At 60.0% G+C, this 23,764-nt stretch carries 18 protein-coding genes; 14 read left to right on the plus strand and 4 right to left on the minus strand.

Features of this window, described 5'->3' with window-relative positions; all coding sequences use genetic code 11:
• Positions 1 to 16: 16 nt before the first annotated feature.
• Positions 17 to 1,273 (minus strand): Zn-dependent hydrolase, encoded by a 1,257-nt coding sequence (locus B5M06_RS09535; RefSeq protein ID WP_054065674.1) that lies wholly within the window; start codon positions 1,271 to 1,273, stop codon positions 17 to 19.
• 156 nt (positions 1,274 to 1,429) lie between these two features.
• On the opposite strand from B5M06_RS09535, the gene B5M06_RS09540 reads away from it, so the two are divergent.
• The 6 genes from B5M06_RS09540 to B5M06_RS09565 all read left to right on the plus strand — a co-directional run bounded on the left by B5M06_RS09540 (position 1,430) and on the right by B5M06_RS09565 (position 8,517).
• Entirely contained in the window at positions 1,430 to 3,109 is a 1,680-nt protein-coding gene (locus B5M06_RS09540; protein ID WP_054065675.1) for an ABC transporter substrate-binding protein, read from the plus strand.
• 135 nt (positions 3,110 to 3,244) lie between these two features.
• Entirely contained in the window at positions 3,245 to 4,195 is a 951-nt protein-coding gene (locus B5M06_RS09545; protein ID WP_054065676.1) for an ABC transporter permease, read from the plus strand.
• A gap of 26 nt (positions 4,196 to 4,221) precedes the next feature.
• Positions 4,222 to 5,124 (plus strand): ABC transporter permease, encoded by a 903-nt coding sequence (locus B5M06_RS09550; RefSeq protein WP_054065677.1) that lies wholly within the window; start codon positions 4,222 to 4,224, stop codon positions 5,122 to 5,124.
• Between the two features lie 3 nt (positions 5,125 to 5,127).
• Entirely contained in the window at positions 5,128 to 6,162 is a 1,035-nt protein-coding gene (locus B5M06_RS09555; protein ID WP_240183902.1) for an ABC transporter ATP-binding protein, read from the plus strand.
• Positions 6,163 to 6,177: 15 nt separating this feature from the next.
• On the plus strand, positions 6,178 to 7,194 hold the full coding sequence (locus B5M06_RS09560) for an ABC transporter ATP-binding protein (protein WP_054065679.1): 1,017 nt from the start codon (positions 6,178 to 6,180) through the stop codon (positions 7,192 to 7,194).
• A 135-nt stretch (positions 7,195 to 7,329) separates the two neighbouring features.
• Positions 7,330 to 8,517, plus strand: coding sequence for an amidase (locus B5M06_RS09565; protein WP_054065680.1), 1,188 nt, complete (start codon positions 7,330 to 7,332; stop codon positions 8,515 to 8,517).
• 713 nt (positions 8,518 to 9,230) lie between these two features.
• Here B5M06_RS09565 and B5M06_RS09570 read toward each other — a convergent pair.
• Positions 9,231 to 9,734: an ureidoglycolate lyase gene (locus B5M06_RS09570; RefSeq protein ID WP_338028312.1), complete on the minus strand. Its 504-nt coding sequence runs from the start codon at positions 9,732 to 9,734 to the stop codon at positions 9,231 to 9,233.
• Positions 9,735 to 9,833: 99 nt separating this feature from the next.
• Between B5M06_RS09570 and B5M06_RS09575 the strand changes: the two genes are divergently transcribed.
• Both B5M06_RS09575 and B5M06_RS09580 read left to right on the plus strand, forming a co-directional pair.
• Positions 9,834 to 10,763, plus strand: coding sequence for a LysR family transcriptional regulator (locus B5M06_RS09575; protein WP_054065681.1), 930 nt, complete (start codon positions 9,834 to 9,836; stop codon positions 10,761 to 10,763).
• Positions 10,764 to 10,816: 53 nt separating this feature from the next.
• Positions 10,817 to 11,674, plus strand: a complete 858-nt coding sequence (locus B5M06_RS09580) for a protein NO VEIN domain-containing protein (RefSeq protein WP_240183903.1) — start codon at positions 10,817 to 10,819, stop codon at positions 11,672 to 11,674.
• On the opposite strand, the gene B5M06_RS09585 is transcribed toward B5M06_RS09580, so the two are convergent.
• On the minus strand, positions 11,671 to 12,762 hold the full coding sequence (locus tag B5M06_RS09585; RefSeq protein ID WP_054065682.1) for an IS630 family transposase: 1,092 nt from the start codon (positions 12,760 to 12,762) through the stop codon (positions 11,671 to 11,673). The two genes, B5M06_RS09580 and B5M06_RS09585, sit on opposite strands and share 4 nt — an antisense overlap.
• A gap of 608 nt (positions 12,763 to 13,370) precedes the next feature.
• Here B5M06_RS09585 and tcuA point away from each other — a divergent pair.
• From tcuA to B5M06_RS09605, 4 genes are all read left to right on the plus strand, one after another.
• Positions 13,371 to 14,795: an FAD-dependent tricarballylate dehydrogenase TcuA gene (tcuA, locus tag B5M06_RS09590; RefSeq protein WP_054066138.1), complete on the plus strand. Its 1,425-nt coding sequence runs from the start codon at positions 13,371 to 13,373 to the stop codon at positions 14,793 to 14,795.
• 9 nt (positions 14,796 to 14,804) lie between these two features.
• Positions 14,805 to 16,016, plus strand: coding sequence for a tricarballylate utilization 4Fe-4S protein TcuB (tcuB, locus tag B5M06_RS09595; protein ID WP_054066142.1), 1,212 nt, complete (start codon positions 14,805 to 14,807; stop codon positions 16,014 to 16,016).
• A 42-nt stretch (positions 16,017 to 16,058) separates the two neighbouring features.
• Positions 16,059 to 17,036, plus strand: coding sequence for a Bug family tripartite tricarboxylate transporter substrate binding protein (locus B5M06_RS09600; protein ID WP_054066137.1), 978 nt, complete (start codon positions 16,059 to 16,061; stop codon positions 17,034 to 17,036).
• A 181-nt stretch (positions 17,037 to 17,217) separates the two neighbouring features.
• Positions 17,218 to 19,143, plus strand: coding sequence for a B12-binding domain-containing radical SAM protein (locus tag B5M06_RS09605; RefSeq protein WP_205245357.1), 1,926 nt, complete (start codon positions 17,218 to 17,220; stop codon positions 19,141 to 19,143).
• A gap of 319 nt (positions 19,144 to 19,462) precedes the next feature.
• On the opposite strand, the gene B5M06_RS09610 is transcribed toward B5M06_RS09605, so the two are convergent.
• Positions 19,463 to 21,922: a membrane-bound PQQ-dependent dehydrogenase, glucose/quinate/shikimate family gene (locus B5M06_RS09610; protein WP_054066135.1), complete on the minus strand. Its 2,460-nt coding sequence runs from the start codon at positions 21,920 to 21,922 to the stop codon at positions 19,463 to 19,465.
• Positions 21,923 to 22,375: 453 nt separating this feature from the next.
• On the opposite strand from B5M06_RS09610, the gene B5M06_RS09615 reads away from it, so the two are divergent.
• Both B5M06_RS09615 and B5M06_RS09620 read left to right on the plus strand, forming a co-directional pair.
• A complete protein-coding gene (locus B5M06_RS09615; RefSeq protein WP_054066134.1) occupies positions 22,376 to 22,591 on the plus strand; it encodes a hypothetical protein in 216 nt (71 codons plus the stop codon).
• A gap of 862 nt (positions 22,592 to 23,453) precedes the next feature.
• Positions 23,454 to 23,762 (plus strand): 4a-hydroxytetrahydrobiopterin dehydratase, encoded by a 309-nt coding sequence (locus B5M06_RS09620; RefSeq protein WP_054066133.1) that lies wholly within the window; start codon positions 23,454 to 23,456, stop codon positions 23,760 to 23,762.
• Positions 23,763 to 23,764 lie beyond the last annotated feature (2 nt).

The raw sequence follows: 23,764 nt of genomic DNA on the forward strand, positions 1-23,764 counted from the left end.
CCGTGGGTGAGAGCGCTCAGGCCACGCCTGCCTGCTCCAGCATGGCGTGCAGCAGCACATTGCAGCCAGCGGCCAGGTGCTCGGGCTTGGCGTCTTCAATCTCGTTGTGGCTGATGCCGTCCTTGCAGGGCACAAAAATCATGGCGCTGGGGGCTACGCGGTTGATATAGACCGCGTCATGGCCTGCGCCGCTGACCACATCCATGCAGTCATAGCCCAGCTGTGCGGTGGCCTTGCGCACACTGGCGACGCAGTCGGGGTGGAAGATGCAGGGCTCAAACTTCACCACCTGTTCCATGTCCACCGTGCACTGGCACTGTGCAGCCAGTGCGGCAAACTGGGCGCGCATGGCGGCGTCCATGCGGTCCAGCCCGTTCTGCGACAGGTTGCGGAAGTCCACACTGAATTTCACCTGCCCCGGAATCACATTGCGGGAATTGGGGTGGACCTGCACATAGCCCACGGTGCCACGGCCATGCGGGGCTTCATCGAGTGCAATGCGGTTGACGGCATCGATCATGCGGGCGGCGGCCAGCATGGCGTCGTGGCGCAGCTCCATGGGCGTGGGGCCGGCGTGGGCTTCCATGCCCTGCACCGTCACGTCATACCACTGCTGGCCCAGTGCGCCGCTGACAATGCCAATGGGCTTGTCATAGGCCTCCAGTACCGGGCCTTGTTCAATATGGGCCTCAAAATAGGCGGCAAACGGGCCATTGGGCACATCACCACAGGCCACATCCCCCAGATAGCCAATGCGCTGCAGCTCGGCACCTACGCTGATACCTGCGTTATCTTGTTGCAAGTGCATCTCTTCTGCACCAAAGACGCCAATGAATGCACCAGAGCCCATCATCACCGGCGTAAAACGTGTGCCTTCTTCATTGGTCCAGAACGCCACTTCAATCGGGGCGCGGGTCTGAATGCCGTGGGCATTGAGGGTGCGCACCACTTCCAGGCCTGCCATCACGCCGTAGTTGCCATCGAACTTGCCGCCCGTGGGCTGGGTGTCAATATGGCTGCCCGTGGCCACGGCGCGAGCCTGTGGGTCGGTGCCTGCGCGACGGCCAAATACATTGCCAATGGCATCGATGCGCACTTCCAGACCTGCATCCTTGAACCATTGCACGACCAGATCGCGGCCGCGCCGGTCTTCATCGGTCAGGGCGATGCGGCAGACGCCGCCTTTGGGGGTGGCGCCAATCTGGCCCAGGTCCATCAGCGACTGCCACAGGCGTTCGCCATCAATGCGCAGGTGTTCAACGGGGGTGTTCATGATGCAGCTCCTGTTTGAGAGAACAGGCGCGAATGCCGCACAAAACATGCCAAGTCGCATCGAATGTGCGCACATACAGATCGAACATCGATATGTGCGATGTGGCACGCTGCTTGCATTGCAGGTCTTACCTCAACCCCGATGGAAAGGTCTCCAATGCGTAAGTCTTCTGGTTTCTCTGTTTCACGTCCGGCACTCAAGGGACTGGCTTTGGCGGTAGCAATGACACTGGCCGGTGGCGCTGCCAGCACCGTCATGGCGCAAGAAAAGGTGTTGCGCATTGCCATGACGGCGGGCGACATTCCCCGTACCTCAGGGCAGCCTGACCAGGGCTTTGAGGGCAACCGCTTCACCGGTATTCCCATGTACGACGCGCTGACGCACTGGGATCTGAGCAAGTCTGACAAGCCCAGCGAGCTGATCCCCGGTCTGGCGCTGTCCTGGGAGGTAGACCCTGCCGACAAAACCAAGTGGGTGTTCAAGCTGCGCCCCGGCGTGAAGTTCCATGACGGCAGCGACTTCAACGCCGATGCCGTGGTCTGGAATGTGCGCAAGGTGCTGGACAAGGACGCCGAGCACTTTGACCCTGCACAGGTGGGTGCTACTGCATCGCGCATGCCTACGCTCAAGTCAGCACGCAAGATCGATGATCTGACCGTGGAGCTGACCACCTCGGAGCCCGACGCCTTCCTGCCCATCAATCTGACCAATCTGTTCATGGCATCGCCTGCGCACTGGGCCACCAAGCTGGCGGCCGTGCCAGCCAGCGTGACCGACAAGGCCGAGCGCAGCAAAGCCGCATGGACGGCATTTGCCGCAGACCCCTCGGGCTCTGGCCCGTTCAAGGCTGCACGCTTTGTGCCACGCGAGCGCTTTGAAATGGTGAAGAACACCGCCTACTGGGACCCCAAGCGCACACCAACCATCGACAAAGTGGTGCTGCTGCCCCTGCCTGAGGCCAACTCCCGCACCGCAGCCCTCATGAGCGGCCAGGTGGACTGGATTGAGGCACCTGCACCCGATGCGCTGGATGCCCTCAAGAGCCGTGGCTTCAAGGTCTACTCCAACCTGCAGCCCCATATCTGGCCCTGGCAGTTCTCCTTCATTGAAGGCTCGCCCTGGCTGGACAAGCGCGTGCGCCATGCGGCCAATCTGTGCGTAGACCGTGAGAGCATGAAGCAGCTGCTCAACGGCATGATGGAACCCGCCACCGGCATGTTTGAGCCCGGCCACCCCTGGCGCGGTAACCCCAGCTTCCAGATCAAGTACGACGTTGCTGCTGGCAAGTCACTGATGGAGCAGGCAGGCCACAGTGCCGCCAAGCCGCTGAAGGTGAAGATTCAGACCTCGGCCTCCGGCTCCGGCCAGATGCAGCCCCTGCCCATGAACGAGTTCATCCAGGAAAGCCTCAAGCAATGCCACTTTGATGTGGAGTTTGATGTGGTCGAGTGGAACACCTTGTTCTCCAACTGGCGCATCGGTGCCAAGGACCCCAGCGCCAACAAGTCACATGCCACCAATGTGACGGCCGCCACCATGGACCCCTTCTTTGCCATGGTGCGCTTTGTGAGCACCAAGTCCTTCCCGCCGCTGTCCAACAACTGGGGCTTCTACAGCAACCCGCAGGTGGACGCCGTGGTGGACAAGGCCCGCACCACGTTTGATGCCAAGGAGCGCGACAAGGCCCTGGCCGAGCTGCACACCCTGGTCGTGGATGAGGCACCGTTCCTGTTCGTGGCCCATGACGTAGGCCCGCGTGCCATGTCTGCCAAGGTGGGCAATGTGGTGCAGCCACAGAGCTGGTTTATCGACATTGCCACCATGACTATGAAGTAAGTCTTACCAGCCGGGCCGGGCAGCGCGCCCGGCTGCTGGCTGGCAGGGCCCGCGTTACGCCCTTGCGTCATGACGTGGATACCACCTGCACTCCCAGACAGGCGGCCTTTCTGAAACTCTCACCACGCCACAACCATGCTGAACTACCTGCTGCGCCGCTTCCTCTACACCATCCCCATCATGCTGGGTGTGGCCTTGCTGTGCTTTGCACTGGTCCACATCACGCCGGGGGATCCGCTGATCTCCATCCTGCCGCCTGATGCTTCTGCCGAACTGCAGGAGCAAATGCGCGAACTGTATGGCTTTAACCAGCCGCTGCCTGAGCAATTCGGGCGCTGGCTCTGGCGCGCGCTGCATGGTGATCTGGGCCTGTCGATTGCAACCAGCCGCCCCGTCACCACCGAAGTGCTGACCGCCGTGGTCAACACCCTGCGCCTGGCCGTGGTGGCCACGCTGATTGGCTTTGTGCTGGGCAGCCTGTTTGGCTTTGTGGCGGGCTACTTTCGCAACTCGTTCATGGACCGTCTGTGCTCGCTGCTGTCGGTGCTAGGCGTGAGCGTGCCGCACTACTGGCTGGGCATGATGCTGGTCATCATCTTTTCTTCGCAGCTGATGTGGCTGCCTGCCACAGGTGCTGGCCCCGGCGGCTCGGGTGACTGGGCCTGGGACTGGGCCCACGTGCAGTTCATGATCCTGCCGGCCATCACCATGTCGGTCATTCCCATGGGCATCATCGCCCGCACGGTGCGAGCCCTGGTGGCAGAGCTGCTGGAGCAGGAATTCATCATCGGCCTCAAGGCCAAGGGCCTATCCAACTGGGGCATCTTCTGTCACGTACTCAAGAACGCTGCGCCCACGGCACTGGCCGTCATGGGGCTGCAGCTGGGCTATCTGCTGGGCGGCTCCATCCTGATCGAGACCGTGTTCTCCTGGCCCGGCACGGGCTTTCTGCTGAATCAGGCCATCTTCCAGCGTGACCTGCCGCTGCTGCAGGGAACGATTCTTGTGCTGGCCGTGTTCTTTGTGCTGCTCAACCTGCTGGTGGACGTGGTGCAGACACTGCTGGACCCTCGCATTGCGCGCTGATTGGCTGACTAACCGGGAGATTTTTCATGTCCAGCATCACACTGAAATTGGCTGCCGCACCTGCTGTGCAGCCCTTGCCTGAACATCGCTCGCGTGGCTACTGGGCATCCGTGCTGCAGCGCTTCATGCGCGACCCCGTTGCCGTAGGGGCCGCCACCGTGGTGGCACTGCTGGTTCTGATGGCTGTTTTTGCGCCCTGGCTGGCACCGTCAGACCCCTATGCCACCTCCATCCTCAAGCGACTCAAGCCCATTGGCACCGAAGGCCTGCCCCTGGGCAGTGACGAGCTGGGGCGCGACATGCTCTCGCGCCTGATTGTGGGGGCTCGCCTGTCGCTGTTCATGGGCATCGTGCCTGTGCTGGTGGCCTTTGTGATTGGCGCAGGCATCGGCATTTTGGCGGGCTATGCCGGTGGGCGCACCAACACCGTCATCATGCGCACCATTGATGTGTTCTATGCCTTCCCCTCGGTGCTGCTGGCCATTGCACTGTCGGGTGCTTTGGGTGCAGGCATCTTCAATGCGCTGGTGTCGCTGACCATGGTGTTCATTCCGCAGATTGCCCGTGTGGCAGAAAGTGTCACCGCGCAGGCCCGCAACCGCGACTATGTGGAAGCCGCCCGTGCCACCGGGGCCAACGCTTTCACCATCGTGCGCGTGCATGTGCTGGGCAATGTGCTGGGCCCCATCTTTGTCTATGCCACCAGCCTGATTGCGGTGTCCATGATTCTGGCCTCGGGCCTGTCCTTTCTGGGCCTGGGCGTCAAGCCACCAGAGCCTGACTGGGGCCTGATGCTCAACACCCTGCGCACGGCCATCTATACCCAGCCCTGGATTGCGGCGCTGCCCGGCGTGATGATTTTCATCACCTCCATTTCCTTCAACCTGCTCTCGGACGGTCTGCGTTCGGCCATGGACAACAAGGGGTAAGTCATGTCAATCAACACAGCTGTCATGCAAGACGTAGGCGGCCCCGCGCAGCCACTGCTGATCGTGCGTGGTCTGACCAAGCACTTCCCGCTGAAAAACGGTGCCACGGTGCATGCCGTCGATGGCGTGGACTTTGAAGTGCTCAAGGGTGAAACCCTGGGCGTGGTGGGCGAGTCCGGCTGCGGCAAATCCACCACCGCACGCCTGCTCATGCACCTGATGGACCCGACCAAGGGCGAGCTGATCTTTGATGGCCGCACCGTGGGTTCGCGCGATCTGCCGCTCAAGGAATTTCGCCGCCAGGTGCAGATGGTGTTCCAGGACAGCTATGCCTCGCTGAACCCGCGCCTGACGATTGAAGACTCCATCTCCTTCGGCCCGCAGGTGCATGGTGTCTCGCGCAGAGAAGCCATTGAACGTACCCACCACCTGATGGACCGCGTAGGGCTGGCCCCTTCGCGCTTTGCCGAGCGCTATCCGCACGAGCTCTCAGGCGGCCAGCGCCAGCGCATCAATATTGCCCGCGCGCTGGCCTTGCAGCCACGCATGGTGATTCTGGATGAGGCCGTTTCCGCGCTGGACAAATCCGTGGAGGCGCAGGTGCTGAACCTGCTGACCGATCTGAAGCGCGAGTTTGGCCTGACGTATGTCTTCATCAGCCACGACCTGGGCGTGGTGCACTACATCAGCGACCGTGTGATGGTCATGTACCTGGGCCAGGTGGCAGAAATTGGCCCCTCAGACGCGCTGTTTCACCAGCCTGCCCATCCCTATACCAAGGCGCTGCTGTCCTCCGTGCCTTCCATGGACCCCAACCATCGCACCCAGCAGGCCCCGCTGGCGGGCGATCCACCCAATCCCATCAACCCGCCATCGGGCTGTCGCTTTCACCCACGCTGCCCACAGGCGCAGCCCGTCTGCGCCCAGCGTGTGCCTGCGATGACCGAGGTGCAGCTGCACCACAAGGCCACCTGCCTGATGCATGAAATCAGCAGCGGCCACCCGCTGGCCACGGCCCCTTTCCCTCTGGCTGCCTGAGAAAGCGAGACTGCAATGCAAACCGATACCCGCCCCCTGGTGCAGATTGAAGACCTGAACGTGCAGTTCACCGGCGGCAAGAAAGTCGTGCAGGCTGTCAGCGGCGTCAGCCTGAGCGTGCGGCGCGGTGAATCCGTGGCGCTGATTGGCGAATCCGGCTCCGGCAAGAGCGTGACGCTGCGCACCCTGCTGCGCCTGCACCCGGAACGCAAGACCGTGATGAAAGGCAAGGTGCAGGTAGCCGGGCATGACGTGCTGCGCATGGATGGCAAGGCCTTGTCCGGCTACCGTGGCAAGACCTGCTCCATGATCTTTCAGGACCCGCTGCTGGCCCTGGACCCTGTCTATCCCGTAGGCGCGCAGATTGTGGAAGCCATCCGCCGCCACGAGCCGAAAGTGAGCAAGGCCGAGGCCGAAAAGCGTGCCCTGCAGCTGTTTGAGCGCGTGAGCATTCCCAGCCCCGAGCAGCGCCTGAAGGCCTATCCGCATGAAATGTCGGGCGGCATGCGCCAGCGCGTCATGATTGCCCTGGCCCTGGCCTGCAACCCGCAGGTGCTGCTGGCGGATGAGCCCACCACGGCGCTGGACGCCACCGTGCAAATCCAGATCCTGCTGCTGCTGCGCCAGCTGCAGCGCGATCTGGGCCTGGGCATTATTTTTGTGACGCATGACATTGGCGCCGCCGTCGAGGTGGCAGACCGCATTGCTGTCATGTACGCCGGCCGCATTGTGGAAGAAGGCACGGCCGAGCAGCTGATTCGCTCTCCGCGCCACCCCTACACCATGGCCTTGCTGCAAAGCCGCTCGCATGGTGCCATGGAGCGTGGCCAGCCCCTGCAGACCATCCCCGGTGCGCCGCCGGACCTGACCGCCATTCCACCGGGCTGCGCCTTTGCACCGCGCTGCCGCTTTGCCACGCCAGGCTGCTCGCAGGTGCTGCCCGGAGCCATGGAAATCGCCCCCGGCCATCTGGCGCGCTGCATCCATACCGACACCACGGTACTGCAAGCACCACAGGTGCTGGCTGCATAAAAAAGAGAGCGGCTAGCGCTTGTATTTAAAGGATTTCCATTAGTTTTTTATTTGAAACCTTGTAGATACAAACGCTGGCAGCTCTGATTTTGAGAGTTCGGCTTTCTTTCCCTCTGTTGTTTCCCGAAAGTACCTATGCCCTTGCACGACCCCGCCCATGCCTTTGTTCCCTATCCTGATGTGCCCGTGCCCCATGCCAGCACCGGGCCACTGAGCGGCCTGTACTTCGGCGTTAAAGACCTGTTTGACATTGCTGGCTACCCGACAGGCGGCGGCAACCCGCTGGTGCTGGCCATGTCTGGCATCAAGACGCAGACCGCGCCCACCGTGCAAAAGCTGCTCGACGCAGGTGCGGCGCTGGCAGGCAAGACCGTCACGGATGAGCTGGCCTTTTCCATGAACGGCAACAACGCCCACTTTGGTGCGCCCATCAACGGTGCTGCACCCGATCGCATCACGGGCGGCTCCTCCTCGGGCTCGGCCTCGGCCGTATCCAGCCGCCTGTGCGACTTTGCACTGGGCACGGACACCGGTGGCTCCGTGCGTGCACCCGCCAGCCATTGCGGCCTCTACGGCATTCGCCCCACGCATGGCCGTGTGAGCCTGCAATCCGCCCTGGCCCTGTGCCACAGCTTTGACACCTGCGGCTGGTTTGCACGCGATGCAGACACCTTTGCCCGTGTGGGCGAGGTGCTCATGGCAGCAGACAGCGCCCCCTTGCCAGCCCAGCCCCGCCTGCTGACACCGACCGATATCTGGGGCCTGATCGCCCCCGCAGTGTTGCCCGCATGGGATGGTGCTCTGGCCAAGGTCAAGGCCGCCTATGGCGAAGCAGCGCCTGTGACCGTGGCGCTGGAGAGCTTTGAAGCCATGTACTGGGCCTTCCGTTACATCCAGGGCCGCGAAGCATGGATGACCGATGGTGCCTTTATCGAACGCTACGCCCCTGTGCTGGGCCCCGGCGTGAAAGAGCGCTTTGCCTGGAGTAAAGAAGTGACGGACGAGCAGGTTGTGAACGCCCACGCCTTCCGCACACGTTTTCGCCAGCATCTGGCAGCCATGCTGGGCAGCGACGGCGTACTGGTCATGCCCACCATGCCCGATGTGGCGCCGCTGCGCAGCACCGACGAAGCCGCGCTGGAAACCTACCGCAACAACGCCGTGCAGATGCTGTGCATGGCGGGGCTGTCGGGCTTTCCGCAAATCTCGCTGCCCTTGGCCAGCTGCAACGGCGCGCCGCTGGGCCTGTCGCTGCTGGGACCCGCAGGCAGTGACAAGAGCCTGATCGCCATGGCGCAAAAAATCGCGGCTGTAGGTACTTGAGCCGGACAGGGCGGTTGTGACACAGGGGCCTGGCTGAATGGGCAGTCAGGCCCTTCTTGCAGGAGCGATGCGCAGCGCTTGAAGCACATGGAGCGCATCAGTGGTTTTTTTTGATGAAATATGCCTCTAACGCCCATGCAGCAAGCGCTAGAAGCTATGAATTTTGTATTTACTCCCTCTCCCGCTTGCGGGAGAGGGCAGGGGTGATGGGGCTCGCTCTCCTTCCCCCACTGGGGGAAGGCTGGGATGGGGGCCTTTCACTCCTCCCCCCTCTGGGGAGAGGTTGGGAGAGGGGCTTTTTCTGCTTTTTGTTTGAGCTGTTTGCTTGTTTTAAGGGAGGGAGTCGGGTCTCGGCCCGACAGCCGAGTTCCTTTTTGTGCGCGACCGGGCGGCGAACCGCAAAAAGGAAGCTTCACGCTTGCGTGGGGCGGAACTCATATTGCGAAGCAATGTGAGTGGAGACCAAAAAGCGCGTCTGCGACGCTGTCCGGCTGAACTCCCGTCGCTCTGGTCAAACAGGCAGCCGGAAATTTGAATTTGCATGTGAAGGCACGCCAGTCCTGCGGCTGGCGTGCGGGTGCACAAGCGTTGCGCCTTGCATTCCCTCTCCCGCTTGCGGGAGAGGGCAGGGGTGAGGGGGTATTCAGCACCTTCCCCCACTGGGGGAAGGCTGGGATGGGGGCATGGCCCTTGGTGGATGCCCACTCAACCCTTCACAAATGCAGCTGCAAACCCGCTGGCATGGCCTGCACCTCACAGTCCACCTGGCCAGCGCGACGCTCCAGCACTGCAAAGTCGCCACCTTCCACTGCCAGCAGCGCATGGTGCCAGGTGCCGGGGGCCAGCATCACACCTTGCCGTCCGTTGGTGATAAAGGCTTGCAATGCATGCGCATGGCAGGGGGCACTGGCAGCTGCCACCACCAGCACAAAGCGCTGCGTGCCCAGCGGAATAAAAGTCTGGCTGCCCAGCGTGTGGCGCTCCATCTCGCCAATGTTCAGCGGAAAAGTCCGCGCCTGTGCGCGAAACAGCGCCAGCATGGGGGTGCCGCCCTGGGCGGTCAGTTGCATATTGGGAATCAGGTCATAGCGCACGGCATTGCCGCTGTTGATGGTGCAGTGCGGCACGGTGGCAGCCGTGGCGGCGTCAAATGCAATCACTTGCCCAAAGGGCGCAAAGGCGGCAGCCGTCAGTGGCTGGGCTTTCAAACTTGGCATATTCATGCCGTGCAGTGCATGCAAGCGCAGTGCCAGAGGGCGATTTGCAGGGCTGCACCTGCATACACTTGCAGGATTCCAACTTTGTGAGCACACCCCATGGAACTGCGACAGTTGCGCTACTTTGTGCGCGTGGTGGAACTGGGCTCCATGAGCCGTGCGGCCATGGAGCTGAATATGGTGCAGTCTGCGCTGAGCCAGCAGATCAGCCGGCTGGAGAGCGAGCTCAGCACCCGCCTGCTGCAACGCACCAGCAAAGGCACCGTCCCCACGGAAGCAGGCATTGCCTTTTTTCACGAAGCCCAGCTCACGCTGCGCCATGCGGACCAGGCCATCCAGGCCGCGCAAAAGGCGCGTCTTTCGGGCGCGGTGAGCATTGGCCTGTCACCTACGATTGCCTCGGTGCTGGGCCTGCCGCTGATGCAGGCCATGCGCGAGCGCTACCCCGCCGTGCATCTGCACATGGTCTCGGCCCTGTCTGGCCACCTTGCCAGCCTGCTCAATGCCCGCCAACTGGACCTGGCCATCCTGTTCGATGCCCAGGGCGCACGCCGCTGGAGCGTCATGCCTCTGCTGGAAGAAAAGCTGTTTCTGATCCAGTCCCGGCACAAGCCCGTGTGCAAGCCAGCACCTGCCAAGACACTGGCGGATCTGGAAAGCGTGCCCCTGATTCTTCCTTCGTGCAGCCACGGCTTGCGCAACGCCATCGTCACCGCCGCCCGGCAGTCCGGCGTGCAGCTGGATATTGCGCTGGAAATTGATGGCCTGCCGCTGCTCATGGAAGCCGTCAAAGCCGGTATGGGCGCTACCGTACAGCCATGGTCTGCCGTCAAACTGCACCCCGATGCCGAGGCGCATTTTCAGTGGTCAGAAATCTGCCATACCGAAGTGCGCCGCCCCGCCACGCTGTGCAGTCTGTCAGAGGATGAACTCTCGCCCGCCGCCCTGGCCGCACGGGTGGTGCTGCTGGACTGTGTGCGGCAGCTGGTGGGGAGTGGGGCTTGGGCGGGGGCGACGTTGGTGGGGTGACTTGACCACGATAGAAGCTGCACAGACTGGTACTGACCTGGCAAGATAGCGCCATGGTGCAAAGCAATCAAAACAGCGATTGGACAAACGAAGAAATTACCGCCGTGGTTTGCTCTTATCTCGACATGTTGTCGTTGGAGCTGGCTGGACAGCGGTACAGCAAGACGGACTTTCGTAACTTGCTGCTTGAACAACTTCAAGGCAAACGCTCGAAAGGCTCCATCGAGTTCAAGCACTGCAACATCAGTGCAGTGATGGCTGTACTTGGATACCCATCGATTCAAGGCTACAAGCCGCGATCTAATTTTCAAAAGAGTTTGGTGGACGAAGTTATCCAACAGGTCAACAGATACTCTTCTTTAGATCAGATTGTTCAATCGGCGGTGACGCAGCCGGCACAGGTGCCATTGCTGCTCAGTTTTGATGACATCTCTCAGGATGCGCCGCAAAAAAGTCTCCGTGTCGCTGAACCTTTGGCGCAGTATGTGGCCGTACATCCTTCCAAGCGTGACTTCCTCGCGCAAGAAGCACGTAACCAGTCTTTGGGGTTAGCTGGTGAGCGTTTTGTGGTTGCTTATGAGCGTTGGAAGTTGGAGCAGCACGGCTTACATGGATTGGTGAAAAAAGTGGAGCATGTTTCGCAAACGCAAGGTGATGGTTTGGGGTTTGATGTTCGGTCTTTCGATCTAGGTGGCCGTGAGCAACTGATTGAGGTGAAGACCACCAGCTTTGCCAAAGAAACACCATTTTTCTTGACCCACAACGAACTCCAAGTTTCACAAGCAGAGCCCAAAAAGTACCACCTTCGCCGGGTGTATAGCTTTCGTACCCAACCCCGTTTCTTCACATTGCAAGGCGATATCAGCCAGCACTGCTGTTTGGATCCAGTGACTTATCGCGCCAGTTTCTAGTGTCCTGTCCCGCTGATACGTGAGCAAAGTCGATGCAGCTTTTCGAGGATCGAATCTGCGGTGGCGGTCCACTTGAACGGCTGGCAGTTCGCGTTGTGGGCGGCGACGAAGTGATCGATGCGCTGGACGAGTTGCTTGACGCTGGTGAAGGATCCGCGGCGAATGGCCTTGTCGGTGATCAGCGCGAAGAATCGCTCGACCTGGTTTAGCCACGAGCTGTAGGTTGGGATGAAGTGCATGTGCCAGCGCGGCTTGGTGGCCAGCCAGGCCTTGACCTTGGGGTGGCTGTGGGTGGCGTAGTTGTCGCAGATGCAGTGAACGTCCAGCTCGAGCGGCACGGCCTTGTCGATCTCGCGCAGGAAGGACAGGAACTCCTGATGCCGATGTCGAGGCTTGCAGGCGGCAAGCACCGCGCCGTTGAGCACGTTCAGCGCTGCGAACAGCGTTGTAGTGCCGTGGCGCTTGTAGTCGTGCGTAACGCCCTCGACGTAGCCCAATCCCATGGGCAGCATCGGCTGCGTGCGCTCCAGGGCCTGGCACTGGCTCTTTTCGTCCACGCAGATCACCAGCGCGTTGTCCGGCGGGCTCAGGTACAGGCCGACCACGTCGCGCAGCTTCTCAATGAAGAAGGGGTCGTTGGACAGCTTGAAGCCTTCAGTGCGGTGCGGCTGCAGCCCAAAGAGCTGGAAGTAACGCGCGACGCTGGTCTTGGAGATGCCTGTCTCAGCGGCCACCGAGCGCACACTCCAGTGCGTCGAGCCGTCGGCCGGCTTGGTGTGCAGAGTCGTATTGATCAGCTTCGCCACGCGCTCGTCGTCGATCGTGCGCGGCTTGCCGGGGCGCACGTCGTCGTACAGACCAGGAATGCGCCGCTCAATGAACCGAGCGCGCCACTTGCCGACCGTGGCCTTGGTGAGCTTCAAGCGCTCGGCAATGGCGCTGTTGAGTTCGCCATCGGCGCTGCTCAGAACGATGCGCGCCCGATTGCTCAGCGCAGCAGGCAGCGAGCGGCTCCGAGCAAAAGACTGCAGCTGCGCGCGCTCCTCGTCCGACAGCAGCAATTCAACCTTCGGTCTGCCCGTTCTCATCGCGGTATCTCCGTTCCCAAGATGCCGCAATGGCATGCACGATTAATGCCAGAAACTAACGGGACAGGACACTAGCAGGGCTTTTTAGCTGCTACTGATGCCTTATCAAGGGAGGCCCCCATCCCTGCCTTCCCCCAGCGGGGGAAGGTGAAAGATGCCCCTCACCCCAGCTCTCTCCCGCAAGCGGGAGAGGGAGTGACTGAAAAATCCATAGCTGTCAGCGCTTGATGCATGAGCGCTAGAGCCATATTTCATTAAGCATCCATCGGCTGGTGCTCCACCCACTCCCTTCTACCTGCGCCGAGGCGAGCACCGCAGGTTGCCCGTAGCGAATGCGCAGGGACGCAGGTAGCAGGGTGCCCTTTGCTTTGCCTACTTTGCTTCGGCCGGCGATCCGGTGGGTAAGCAAAGGAAAGTAGGTCGGCTGTCGGGCCGAGACCCGATTCCCTTGCTGGAAGGAGGCACACCGTTTTTCTGTGGCACATCCATGGATTGCTCCGGAAGCCATCACAAAAACTGATACCCCTATCCCATAACAGACCTGCCTAGTTGTCAGTGCGCTTCCTACAGTCGAACTCCCCTACGAGTGAGATTGCAAGGAGAGTTTCATGGACACCGATGTCTTGGTCATCGGTGGCGGTAATGCTGCCCTGTGCGCTGCCCTGATGGCGCGCGAAGCGGGGGCACGCGTGCTGCTGCTGGAGTCCGCACCGCGCGCATGGCGCGGCGGCAACTCCGCCCACACCCGCAACCTGCGCTGCATGCATGATGCACCGCAGGATGTACTGGTTGATGCCTACCCCGAAGAGGAATACTGGCAAGACCTGCTCAAAGTAACCGGCGGCATCACCAACGAACATCTGGCACGACTGGTGATTCGTGCGTCTTCCACCTGCCGCAACTGGATGCGCAAGCACGGCGTGCACTTTCAGCCGCCACTGTCGGGCGCGCTGCATGTGGCGCGTACCAATGCGTTTTTCATGGGCGGCGGCAAGGCCCTGGTCAATGCCTACTTCCGCAGTGCCGAGGCGCTGGGTGTAGAGGTGCGCTACGAATCGCCCGTGGACCGGCTGGAAATCGTCAACGGTGAATTCAAGGCTGCCTATGTGAAGGGCCAGCGCATTACGGCCAAGAGCTGTGTGCTGGCGGCAGGCGGTTTTGAGTCCAACCGCGAATGGCTGCGCGAGGCCTGGGGCCAGAACGAGCGTGGTGAGTGGCCTGCGGACAACTTCATCATCCGTGGCACGGCCTACAACCAGGGCGTGCTGCTCAAGCACATGCTGAACGAGCACCAGGCCGATGGTCTGGGCGACCCCACACAGGCCCATATGGTGGCCATTGATGCTCGTGCGCCGCTGTATGACGGCGGCATCTGCACGCGCATTGACTGCGTGTCGCTGGGCGTGGTGGTCAACCGCGAGGCCGAGCGTTTCTACGACGAGGGCGAAGACTTCTGGCCCAAGCGCTACGCCATCTGGGGCCGCCTGGTGGCACAACAGCCGGGGCAGATTGCGTATTCGATCATCGACAGCAAGGCCATTGGCCGCTTTATGCCGCCGGTGTTCCCTGGCGTGAAGGCCGACAGCCTGCCCGAGCTGGCACAAAAGCTGGGGCTGGATGTGGACACCTTCATGCGCACGCTCAACGTCTACAACGGCGCCTGCAAAGTGGGCAAGTTTGACCACACGGCGCTGGACGACTGCCACACCGAAGGCGTGACACCTGCCAAGACGCACTGGGCGCGCCCCATCGACACAGCACCGTTTTACGGCTACGCCCTGCGCCCTGGCGTGACCTTTACCTATCTGGGCCTGAAGGTGGACGACACCGCCGCCGTGCGCTTTAACGACCAGCCCAGCCGCAACCTATTTGTAGCGGGCGAAATGATGGCGGGCAATGTGCTGGGCAAGGGCTATACCGCTGGCGTGGGCATGTCGATTGGTACGGCCTTTGGCCGCATTGCGGGCCGCAACGCTGCACTGGCTGCGGCAGGAAAAGACGCCGAACACGGCGCTGTGAAGGATGAGGTCTAAGCCATGAGCATGCAATCGTTTGAACAGCTGGGCCAACAGGCCCGGGCACTGGCTGGTGGCAGCACTGGCAAGGTGATTCCCATTGTTCCTGCGCAGCAGCTGTCTGCCGCTGAAGGCGAAGTGGCACGCGTGATGCAGATCTGCAATGCCTGCCGCTACTGCGAAGGTTTTTGCGCCGTCTTCCCTGCCATGACGCGCCGTCTGGAGTTTGGCAAGGCAGATGTGAACTACCTGGCCAACCTGTGCCACAACTGCGGGGCCTGCCTGCACGCCTGCCAGTATGCGCCGCCGCATGCGTTTGGCATCAACATCCCCAAGGCCATGGCCGAGGTGCGTGGCCAGACCTATGCCGACTACGCCTGGCCGCCTGCGCTGGGCAAGCTCTACCAGCGCAATGGGCTGACGCTGTCACTGGCACTGGTGGCAGCGCTGACGCTGTTCCTGGTGCTGGCTGCGCTGCGTGAAGGCGGCCTGGAAGCGCTGTGGGGCGCCAAGCTCGGCGGTGACTTCTACAACCTGTTCCCGCACAACCTGCTGGTGGGCATGTTTGCGCCGGTGTTCCTGTTTGTGGTGTTTGCGCTGTTCATGGGCGTGCGCCGTTTCTGGAAAGACGTGAAACCCGCTACCAGCGGTGTGGATGTGAGCGGTGCTGCCGCTACGGAAGCCACGGGCGATGTGCTGCGCCTGAAGTATCTGGATGGCGGCCACGGTGACGGCTGCCACAACGAAGACGATGCCTACACCCTCAAGCGCCGCCGCTATCACCACCTGACCTTCTACGGCTTCATGCTGTGCTTTGCCGCCACGGCTGTGGCCACGGTCTACCACTACGTCTTTGGCTGGGAAGCGCCGTATGACCTGCCCAGCCTGCCCAAGATTCTGGGTGGGGTAGGGGGGCTGAGCCTGATGCTGGGTACTGCGGGCCTGTGGCATCTGAACCGTACACGCCACCCTCTGCATGGCGATGCCAAGCAAAAGCCGATGGACCTGGGCTTTATTGCCCTGCTGTTCCTCGTCGCTGCCAGCGGCCTGGCGCTGTGGCTGGGCCGTGCCACGCCTGCGCTGGCACTGCTGCTGTGTCTGCATCTGGGCGCAGTGATGGCGCTGTTCCTCACCTTGCCCTACGGCAAGTTTGCCCACGGTGTGTTCCGCACGGCCGCACTGCTGCGCTTCAACACAGAAAAGCGTCAGCCCAACCCTGTGGGCCTGGGCGCTGACTGATCCTCACCTCGCAAGCATCGCAAATATATAAGGAGACCTTCGATGAAAAAACGTACGTTCATGCAGGCTGCCGTTCTGGCGGCTACGTCCCTGGCCTGGGGCAGCCACGCCCTGGCACAGGACTTCCCACCCAAGAAGCCCATCACCATGGTGGTCGGTTTTGCCGCAGGGGGAGCGGCCGATGCGGCTGCACGCCTGATTGCCAAAAAGCTGGGGGACAACATCGGCCAGTCCGTGGTGGTGGAAAACAAGGGTGGTGCGGGTGGCAACATCGCCCACGGTCAGGTGGCCAATGGCCCGGCAGATGGTTCTGTGATTCTGTTTGGCTCCATCGGCCCGCTGACGATTGCGCCCCACCTGATGAAGCTGAACTACGACCCGTTCAAGGACCTGGCGCCTCTGTCTGGCGGTGTGAACTTTCCCAATGTGCTGGTGGTCCACAAGGGCGCAGGCGTGAAGAGCTTGCAGGAGTTTGTGGCGCTGGCCAAGAAGGAGCCGGGCAAGGTGGACTTTGCCTCCACCGGCGCAGGCTCTGCCTCGCACCTGGCTGGTGAAATGTTCAACCAGCGCGCGGGCGTAGAGATGGTGCACGTGCCCTACAAGGGCGGCGCTCCTGCGCTGCAGGACCTGCTGGGTGAGCGCGTGACCAGCTACTTTGCCGCGCCGCCCACGGCCATGCCGCATGTGCAGGTAGGCAAGCTGGTGCCACTGGCCACCACCGGCCTGACCCGCCCCGCCTATCTGCCAGACATTCCCACCGTGGCTGAAGCGGGTTACCCCGGCTTTGAGGCGCTGAACTGGTATGCCTTTGTCGGCCCCAGCAAGATGCCGGAAGCCATTCAGCAACGCTGGAATGAAGAACTGGTCAAAGCCCTGCATGACCCTGAGGTGCAAAAAGCGCTGCAGGACCATGGACTGACCCCCCAGCCTTCCACCCGCCAGGAGCTGGCCGAGTTCATCCAGAAAGAATATGTGCAATGGGGTGAGGTGGTGAAGCAAGGCAACTTGCAGGGCAACTGATGCCTGCACATGTGGTTGGACGTTTTCCTTCTTTGATGCCACCTTCGGGTGGCTTTTTTCGTCAGAAACCTGTGCGCGGCGCTTTTTTGCCAAGCCAGCGACAATACGCAGCCTGCCCTGCCTGATGCGCCGGGCTTTTGTTTTGCGGCGCTGCGCCGCCTTGCTGGCCTGCTTACTTCCCATGACTGCTACCGCCCCACGTGTGCTGTCGCTCATCCCGCCGATGACGCAGCTCAATACGCCTTATCCTTCTGCGCCCTATCTGACGGGCTTTCTGCGCTCACGCGGCGTGGATGCAGTGCAGGAAGACCTGGCGCTGGCGCTGGTGCTCAAGCTGCTGTCCAGAGAGGGGCTGGAGCAGATCATTGAACTGGTGCAGGCGCAGTACGACGAAGACCCGGAACGCCTGTTCAGCCCCGCCGTGCAAAGCTTCATGGCCCAGCGCGACCGCTATCTGGCGACCATCAACCGCGTGATTGCCTTCCTGCAAGGCAAGGACAGCACGCTGAGCCACCGCATCGTCAGCCGCACCTGGCTGCCCGAAGGCCCACGCTTTGATGCGTTGGAGCATTACATCGACGATGGCTCTGGCGACCCCATCGGCTGGGCCTTTGGTGCTCTGGGCCAGCAAGACCGCGCCAAGCACTACGCCACGCTGTATCTGAACGATCTGGCCGATGTGATTCGTGACGCGGCCGACCCGCGCTTTGAGTTTGTGCGCTATGCCGAGTCGCTCTCGGGCAACCAGCCCACGTTTGACCCGCTGGCCGAGGCGCTGGCTGCCGAGCCCACGCTGGTGGATGAAGTGCTGATGGAGCTGACGCGCAAGGCCATCTGGCGCCATCGCCCCACGGTGGTGTTGCTCTCTACGCCATTCCCCGGCTCGGTCTATGCGGCCTTCCGCATTGCGCAGACCATCAAGGCCGAGTTTCCGCACATCAAGCTGGTGCTGGGCGGCGGCTTTGTGAACACTGAACTGCGTGGCTTGGCCGAGCCGCGCGTGTTTGACTACTTTGACTTTGTCACGCTCGATGCCGGTGAGCGCCCGCTGCTGGCGCTGCTGGAGCACCTGCGTGGCGATCGTGGCCAGTCGCGTCTGGTGCGCACCTTTATCCGCAATGAAGCAGGCGCAGTGCAGTACATCAACATGATGGAGTCTGACATTGCGTTTGCAGAAGTCGGCACCCCCACCTGGGATGGCCTGCCCATTCACGATTACCTGTCGCTGCTGGACATGCTCAACCCCATGCACCGCATGTGGAGCGATGGCCGCTGGAACAAGCTGACCATTGCCCACGGCTGCTACTGGAAAAAATGCAGCTTCTGCGATGTGAGCTTGGACTACATCAGCCGCTACGAAGGCGCGAGCGCGACGGAGCTGGTCAACCGCATTGAAGCCATCGTGCAGGAAACCGGCCAGACCGGCTTTCACTTTGTGGACGAAGCTGCGCCGCCCAAGGCGCTCAAGGCCTTGTCCAAGGAGCTGCTGGAGCGCGAGGTAGAAATCAGCTGGTGGGGCAATATCCGCTTTGAAAAGACGTTTACGCCAGAGCTGGCCCAGCTGATGGCCGACAGCGGCTGCATCGCCGTATCGGGCGGGCTGGAAGTGGCCTCTGACCGCCTGCTCAACCTGATGAAAAAAGGCGTGAGCGTAGAGCAGGTGGCCCGCGTGACCAAGGCGCTGACCGATGCTGGCATTCTGGTGCACGCCTATCTGATGTATGGCTTTCCCACGCAGACCGTGCAGGACACCGTGGACGCGCTGGAGTATGTGCGCCAGCTGTTTGAAAACGGCTGCATCCAGAGCGGCTTTTTCCACCGCTTTGCCTGCACCGTGCACTCACCCGTGGGCCAGCACCCTGCCGAATACGGCGTCATCCTGCCCGAGCTGCCACCCGCCACCTTTGCGCGCAATGACATTCCCTTTATTGACCCCGCAGGCGTCGATCACGACAAGCTGGGCGTGGTGCTCAAGAAAGCCATCTACAACTACATGCACGGCATTGGCGTGGAAGAGGATGTGCGCAACTGGTTTGACTTCAAGGTGCCCAAGCCCACAGTGCCACGCAACAAGATTGCCAAGGCACTGGCCGCCAAGGGCTGGTAATTAACTAAAAAAATAGCTGCCAGCGCTGGTGTAATAAGCACTTGCAAGTGTTTTGTATTGCAAAGTGGCTGATATCAAGCGCTAACCGCTCATAAAAACAAAGCCCGCTGATTGCGGGCTTTGTGCTTTTTGGGGCCTTGCAGGCACAAAAAAAATCCCCGCCGAAGCGGGGATAAGCATGATCTTCTTGGCGAAGAGCAAGCGTCTTTCACTGCCTCAAGCCCGCAGCGGCGGGCTGAGAGACCAGCCAGATGCTGACGGGTCTTAGTGGCTGGTTCAGACCTTGGCGATCTGAACCAGCACTGTGCGGTGAAGCTGCTTACTTCTTGCCCAGGTTGTCAGGCAGAGCGTAGGCAATCACGTAGTCGCCCAGGTCCTTGGACTTGGAAGCGCCACCGGCCGAGATCACCACGTACTGCTTGCCAGTTTCAGGCGACTTGTACACCAGAGGTGCGGCCACGGCGGCTACAGGCAGACGTGCCTTCCACACTTCTTCGCCAGTCTTGGAGTCCAGGGCACGCAGGTAGTTGTCCTGTGTACCGGCAAAGAACACCAGGCCCGAAGCGGTCGATGTGGGGCCACCCAGTGTAGGCATACCGATAGGCATGTGCATGCCAGTCTTCACACCCAGAGGGCCTGTGTCTTCCACGGTACCCATAGGCACTTGCCACACGATCTGGCGAGTGTTCAGGTCGATGGCAGTCATCGAACCGAATGGAGGGTTGTTACAAGGCACACCCAGAGGCGATTGCAGGATGTCGATCTTCACACCACCGTAGATACCGGCGATCTGAGGACGGATGGTGCCCATGAAGCCAGGCACTTCGTCGGTCGTAACCTTGTAGTTCTTGGCTTCTTCCTGAGTCACCAGAGACATACGCAAAGGCATGCGCATATCGTTCACGAACATCAGGCCACGCTTTTCGTCGACGGAGATACCACCCCAGTTCATGCCACCCAGCAGGCTAGGCCATTCGATGTAAGGCTTTTCTCCTGGAGGGGTGTAAGGACCCAGGTACAGGGAATCCTTGAACATGATGCGGCAGTACAGCTGGTCGAATGTGGTCATACCCCACATCTTGGTTTCGTCCAGAGGATCGACACCGATGGTAGGCATACCCACGGAGAAAGGCTGTGTAGGAGACAGCTTCTCGCCCACGGCTGCGGGTTCGGTAGGCACAGGACGCTCTTCCACTTCGGTCACAGGCTCACCAGTGCGGCGGTCCAGCACGAAGATGAAGCCCATCTTGGTGGATTGGATCAGTGCAGGCACCTTCTCGCCCTTGTCGTTCTTCATGTCGAACAACACAGGTTGCGATGGGATGTCAAAGTCCCACACGTCGTGGTGCACGGTCTGGAAGACCCACTTGCGCTTACCAGTGGAAGCATCCACGGCAACGATGGCCGAACCGTACTTTTCCTTGGCTTCGTTACGGTCACCACCCCAGTAGTCAGGAGGGCCGTTACCTGTAGGCAGGTAAACCAGGTTCAGTTCCTTGTCGAAGGTAGGCACTGTCCACACGTTAGGTGTTTCCAGTGTATGGCCGTCTGCCTCAGCTTGGTCTGCAGGCTTTTGATTGCCTTCAGCATCTTCGGTACCAACGTCCCACACCCATGCCAGCTTGCCGTTCAGCACGTCGTAAGAACGCACTGCGCCGGAAGGTTCACCGTGCACAATGTCACGCACCCAGCCGCCAACCACTACCTGGTTGTTCATCACAACAGGAGCAGCTGTGGGGTGGTAACGCTTGCTGACTTCGGTGGGGCCCATGCCCTTCTTCAGGTCCACATAGCCGTGGTCACCAAAGTCATCACACAGTTGGCCGTTCTTGGCATCCACTGCGAACAGACGGGCATCCACTGCGGAGACGATGATACGCTGGCGGCATTGCTGCACGTCGGCATACGCTGCCTTCACTTCAGCGGCCAGTGTGTCATCCTTGTCGATGTCGTAGTAACCCACGCCACGGCAAGTCACGTGCTCTTCACTGTGTGCCTTGGGATCGAACTTCCACAGTTCCTTACCAGTGTCGGCATCCAGCGCAGCAATCACGTTCTCGGGAGTGCAGGTGAAAATGCGGTTGCCAATCTGAGTAGGCGTGTTCTCATCCACACCGATGGCAGGGCCGGTGATACGGCGGCCAGTGCGGTAAGTCCAGGCCACTTCCAGCTTGTCCACGTTCTCGGGCGTGATGTCCGAGTAAGGAGCAAAACGGGTACCAGTGCCGCTGCGGCCAAAGAATTCCCAGTCAGCAGGTGCTGCTTCTTCGGCTTGGTTGTTGTGCTCGGAAGCATCAGACAGCGCTTCAGGCTTGAGCACGGTGCCATGGGGGAAGAAGGCTGCAACCAGTGTAGCCAGCAGTGCTGCAAAGAAAGCCCAGCCAAAGCCATTGGCTACGCGGCGGCCGCTTTGTGTCACGCCAGGTGCTGTCGCACCAACCCACAGGCTGCACATCATGATCAGTGCAGGAATCACCAGGCGGGGCAGCAGTTCCCAGTAGCGCAGGCCACCGACTTCACACAGGGCCCAGATGCAGGTCAGCACAAAGATCACTGTCGAAGCAATGATGGCAATGCGCTTGCGCCACTGCAGCAGGCCTGCCAGCACAACGTAAGCCAGACCCGCGATCAGGTAATAGGTCGAACCACCGAGCGACACGAGCTTGATACCACCGTAGATCATGCCCAGTGCCACAAGTAGCACTACCAGCGAAAAGATTACCCTCGCTGCGCTTCCGATGGAGAGACTGCCCTTTTGAGAGCGATCATCATCAGTCATTTTTAAATATCCATTGGTTAAGTTGTCCATGCTTGTTATTTACTGTTTCGATATAAGCAAAGCGTTTTCTGGATGCTTTTCCTCATATCTGTTCATAAATAAACAGGCATGGCATAGCAATGCGCCCACTGAAAAACATCGAGTGGGTACATCGAAAAAAATTCTATGCCTCTGATTTTTGGTGTATAGGGTTTACCCTATATTACCCATTGCGTAATCATGGGATTCTGTGGGAAAGCGTGCGCTAACTTCTTTTGAATTCTTTAGTTTTTCAAATTTTCAGAAATTACTGAAATTTGGAAATTAACAAAACCATGTCTTTAATTTTCTATTTTAGATAGCGCTAACAAATTGCTGGGTATAAAGGCATTTGAAGATTATTTTTAAGCAGGTATTGATTAAAAAAACATCTTCATTTCAAACTATTTAAAAAGTTTGCTGGCATGAAAAATCATGCATAAAAGATTGATTTTTCAAATTTTTATGCGTGAAAGCATCCACGCCACCCTGTTCCTCAAACGCGGTCAATGTGCTGCCGCCTTGTGCCTTTCCGGGCTCTTGGTGGCGATGCAGATGGTGAGGGCACACCTTGTGCAGCCAGCAGGGCTGCGGCTGCAGCTCTTGAAATGCCGCGGCTCTGTTGTAAAAGCTGCTAGCACAAATTTATGAATCTTGCAAAGCGCTATTTCCCAGCTCATTTTTCCAGAGCATTTAGCGCCTTGCTTTCTGGGTTCAACACAGAAACTTCCTCAAAGTTCCCGTATTTCAAGCGTTGGCTACTATCAAAAGATGAGCTTGGTGTGTAAAAAACCGTCGCATACAGAGGGTGTCGAGATGGGTATGTGCTCGTGAAGCCCTGTGCGGAATGGCTCATCCAGACGCCAAGAACTGGTGGCGGGTCAGCACACGGCTTGCCTTTGGGGTGCTCTTTGGCAGGGCGTTCCTTGCCATGCGTCACGCAACACCCGTCCCTATCTCCATAGACTGGGCTGCTGCACAGACATACCAAGACAATGCGCCCCCAGGCAATCTTGGTCGCGCCCTATGGCTCCATCAATTCCCAAGGCAGACATCAGCAGGCACGGCATTTCGTCAAGCGCAAGCATGCAGACCGGCGAGCTGGCTCCGTTGCCGGGTTAAGCACTTGAGAGTGCTATTGCCCAGAGAGTGGGGGGGCTGCTGCAGGCAGCTGCTGATGCGGGCCGTGCATGTGAGCAAGCATGCTATTGCTTTCAAGCATGAAAAATCTGTAAATATGAAAAATCAAGCTCGATTTATTCTTTTTTATTTTCATGTGTGCATGAATATTTACTAAACAAGGGTTTACACAGCGGGAATTTGCAATAAATATTCACCTGTTCGCACCTACAGTGATTGCTGCCAGATCACTGATGGCGACAAGCAATGGCTGGCCTGTCTGCACCCTCAAGGGCTGGCGTCACTCAGGGTGCAAGCACAGCGCTGTTGCACCTATGCTGAGATACGGCGCATTCCATCGCACGGCGCCATCCACACCGAGGAGTTTGGACGTATGAAGCTGGATCAAAACCTGCGCGCAAAGCTGCTGCCCGACCTGCCGGACTGGACGTTCAAGGACGAGCGCGGCGGTCTGATCGCGCGCGACTTTGTGTTTCATGACTTTGCCCAGGCCTTCGCTTTCATGGCCCAGGTTGCCCTGTATGCGGAAAAGCACAACCACCATCCGGAGTGGTTCAACGTCTACAACCGGGTGTCGGTCACGCTGACTACGCATGACGTAGAGGGGCTGTCCATTCAGGACATCCAGATGGCGCAGCACATGGACCGCATCGCGCAGGCCCTGCAGCAGCAGACGCTGTGACA

Origin of the sequence: Comamonas kerstersii (assembly GCF_002056725.1) — a bacterium.
GTDB lineage: Bacteria > Pseudomonadota > Gammaproteobacteria > Burkholderiales > Burkholderiaceae_C > Comamonas > Comamonas kerstersii.

What these genes read in the sequence shown, in the direction of transcription:
- B5M06_RS09610 (WP_054066135.1), bottom strand. Translation starts at nt 21,922, where the DNA reads ATGACTGATGATGATCGCTCTCAAAAGGGCAGTCTCTCCATCGGAAGC.
- B5M06_RS09570 (WP_338028312.1), bottom strand. Translation starts at nt 9,734, where the DNA reads ATGCCAAGTTTGAAAGCCCAGCCACTGACGGCTGCCGCCTTTGCGCCC.
- B5M06_RS09550 (WP_054065677.1), top strand. Translation starts at nt 4,222, where the DNA reads ATGTCCAGCATCACACTGAAATTGGCTGCCGCACCTGCTGTGCAGCCC.
- B5M06_RS09575 (WP_054065681.1), top strand. Translation starts at nt 9,834, where the DNA reads ATGGAACTGCGACAGTTGCGCTACTTTGTGCGCGTGGTGGAACTGGGC.
- tcuB (WP_054066142.1), top strand. Translation starts at nt 14,805, where the DNA reads ATGCAATCGTTTGAACAGCTGGGCCAACAGGCCCGGGCACTGGCTGGT.
- B5M06_RS09545 (WP_054065676.1), top strand. Translation starts at nt 3,245, where the DNA reads ATGCTGAACTACCTGCTGCGCCGCTTCCTCTACACCATCCCCATCATG.
- B5M06_RS09605 (WP_205245357.1), top strand. Translation starts at nt 17,218, where the DNA reads ATGACTGCTACCGCCCCACGTGTGCTGTCGCTCATCCCGCCGATGACG.
- B5M06_RS09560 (WP_054065679.1), top strand. Translation starts at nt 6,178, where the DNA reads ATGCAAACCGATACCCGCCCCCTGGTGCAGATTGAAGACCTGAACGTG.
- B5M06_RS09585 (WP_054065682.1), bottom strand. Translation starts at nt 12,762, where the DNA reads ATGAGAACGGGCAGACCGAAGGTTGAATTGCTGCTGTCGGACGAGGAG.
- B5M06_RS09620 (WP_054066133.1), top strand. Translation starts at nt 23,454, where the DNA reads ATGAAGCTGGATCAAAACCTGCGCGCAAAGCTGCTGCCCGACCTGCCG.
- B5M06_RS09615 (WP_054066134.1), top strand. Translation starts at nt 22,376, where the DNA reads ATGCATAAAAGATTGATTTTTCAAATTTTTATGCGTGAAAGCATCCAC.
- B5M06_RS09555 (WP_240183902.1), top strand. Translation starts at nt 5,128, where the DNA reads ATGTCAATCAACACAGCTGTCATGCAAGACGTAGGCGGCCCCGCGCAG.
- B5M06_RS09535 (WP_054065674.1), bottom strand. Translation starts at nt 1,273, where the DNA reads ATGAACACCCCCGTTGAACACCTGCGCATTGATGGCGAACGCCTGTGG.
- B5M06_RS09565 (WP_054065680.1), top strand. Translation starts at nt 7,330, where the DNA reads ATGCCCTTGCACGACCCCGCCCATGCCTTTGTTCCCTATCCTGATGTG.
- tcuA (WP_054066138.1), top strand. Translation starts at nt 13,371, where the DNA reads ATGGACACCGATGTCTTGGTCATCGGTGGCGGTAATGCTGCCCTGTGC.
- B5M06_RS09580 (WP_240183903.1), top strand. Translation starts at nt 10,817, where the DNA reads ATGGTGCAAAGCAATCAAAACAGCGATTGGACAAACGAAGAAATTACC.
- B5M06_RS09540 (WP_054065675.1), top strand. Translation starts at nt 1,430, where the DNA reads ATGCGTAAGTCTTCTGGTTTCTCTGTTTCACGTCCGGCACTCAAGGGA.
- B5M06_RS09600 (WP_054066137.1), top strand. Translation starts at nt 16,059, where the DNA reads ATGAAAAAACGTACGTTCATGCAGGCTGCCGTTCTGGCGGCTACGTCC.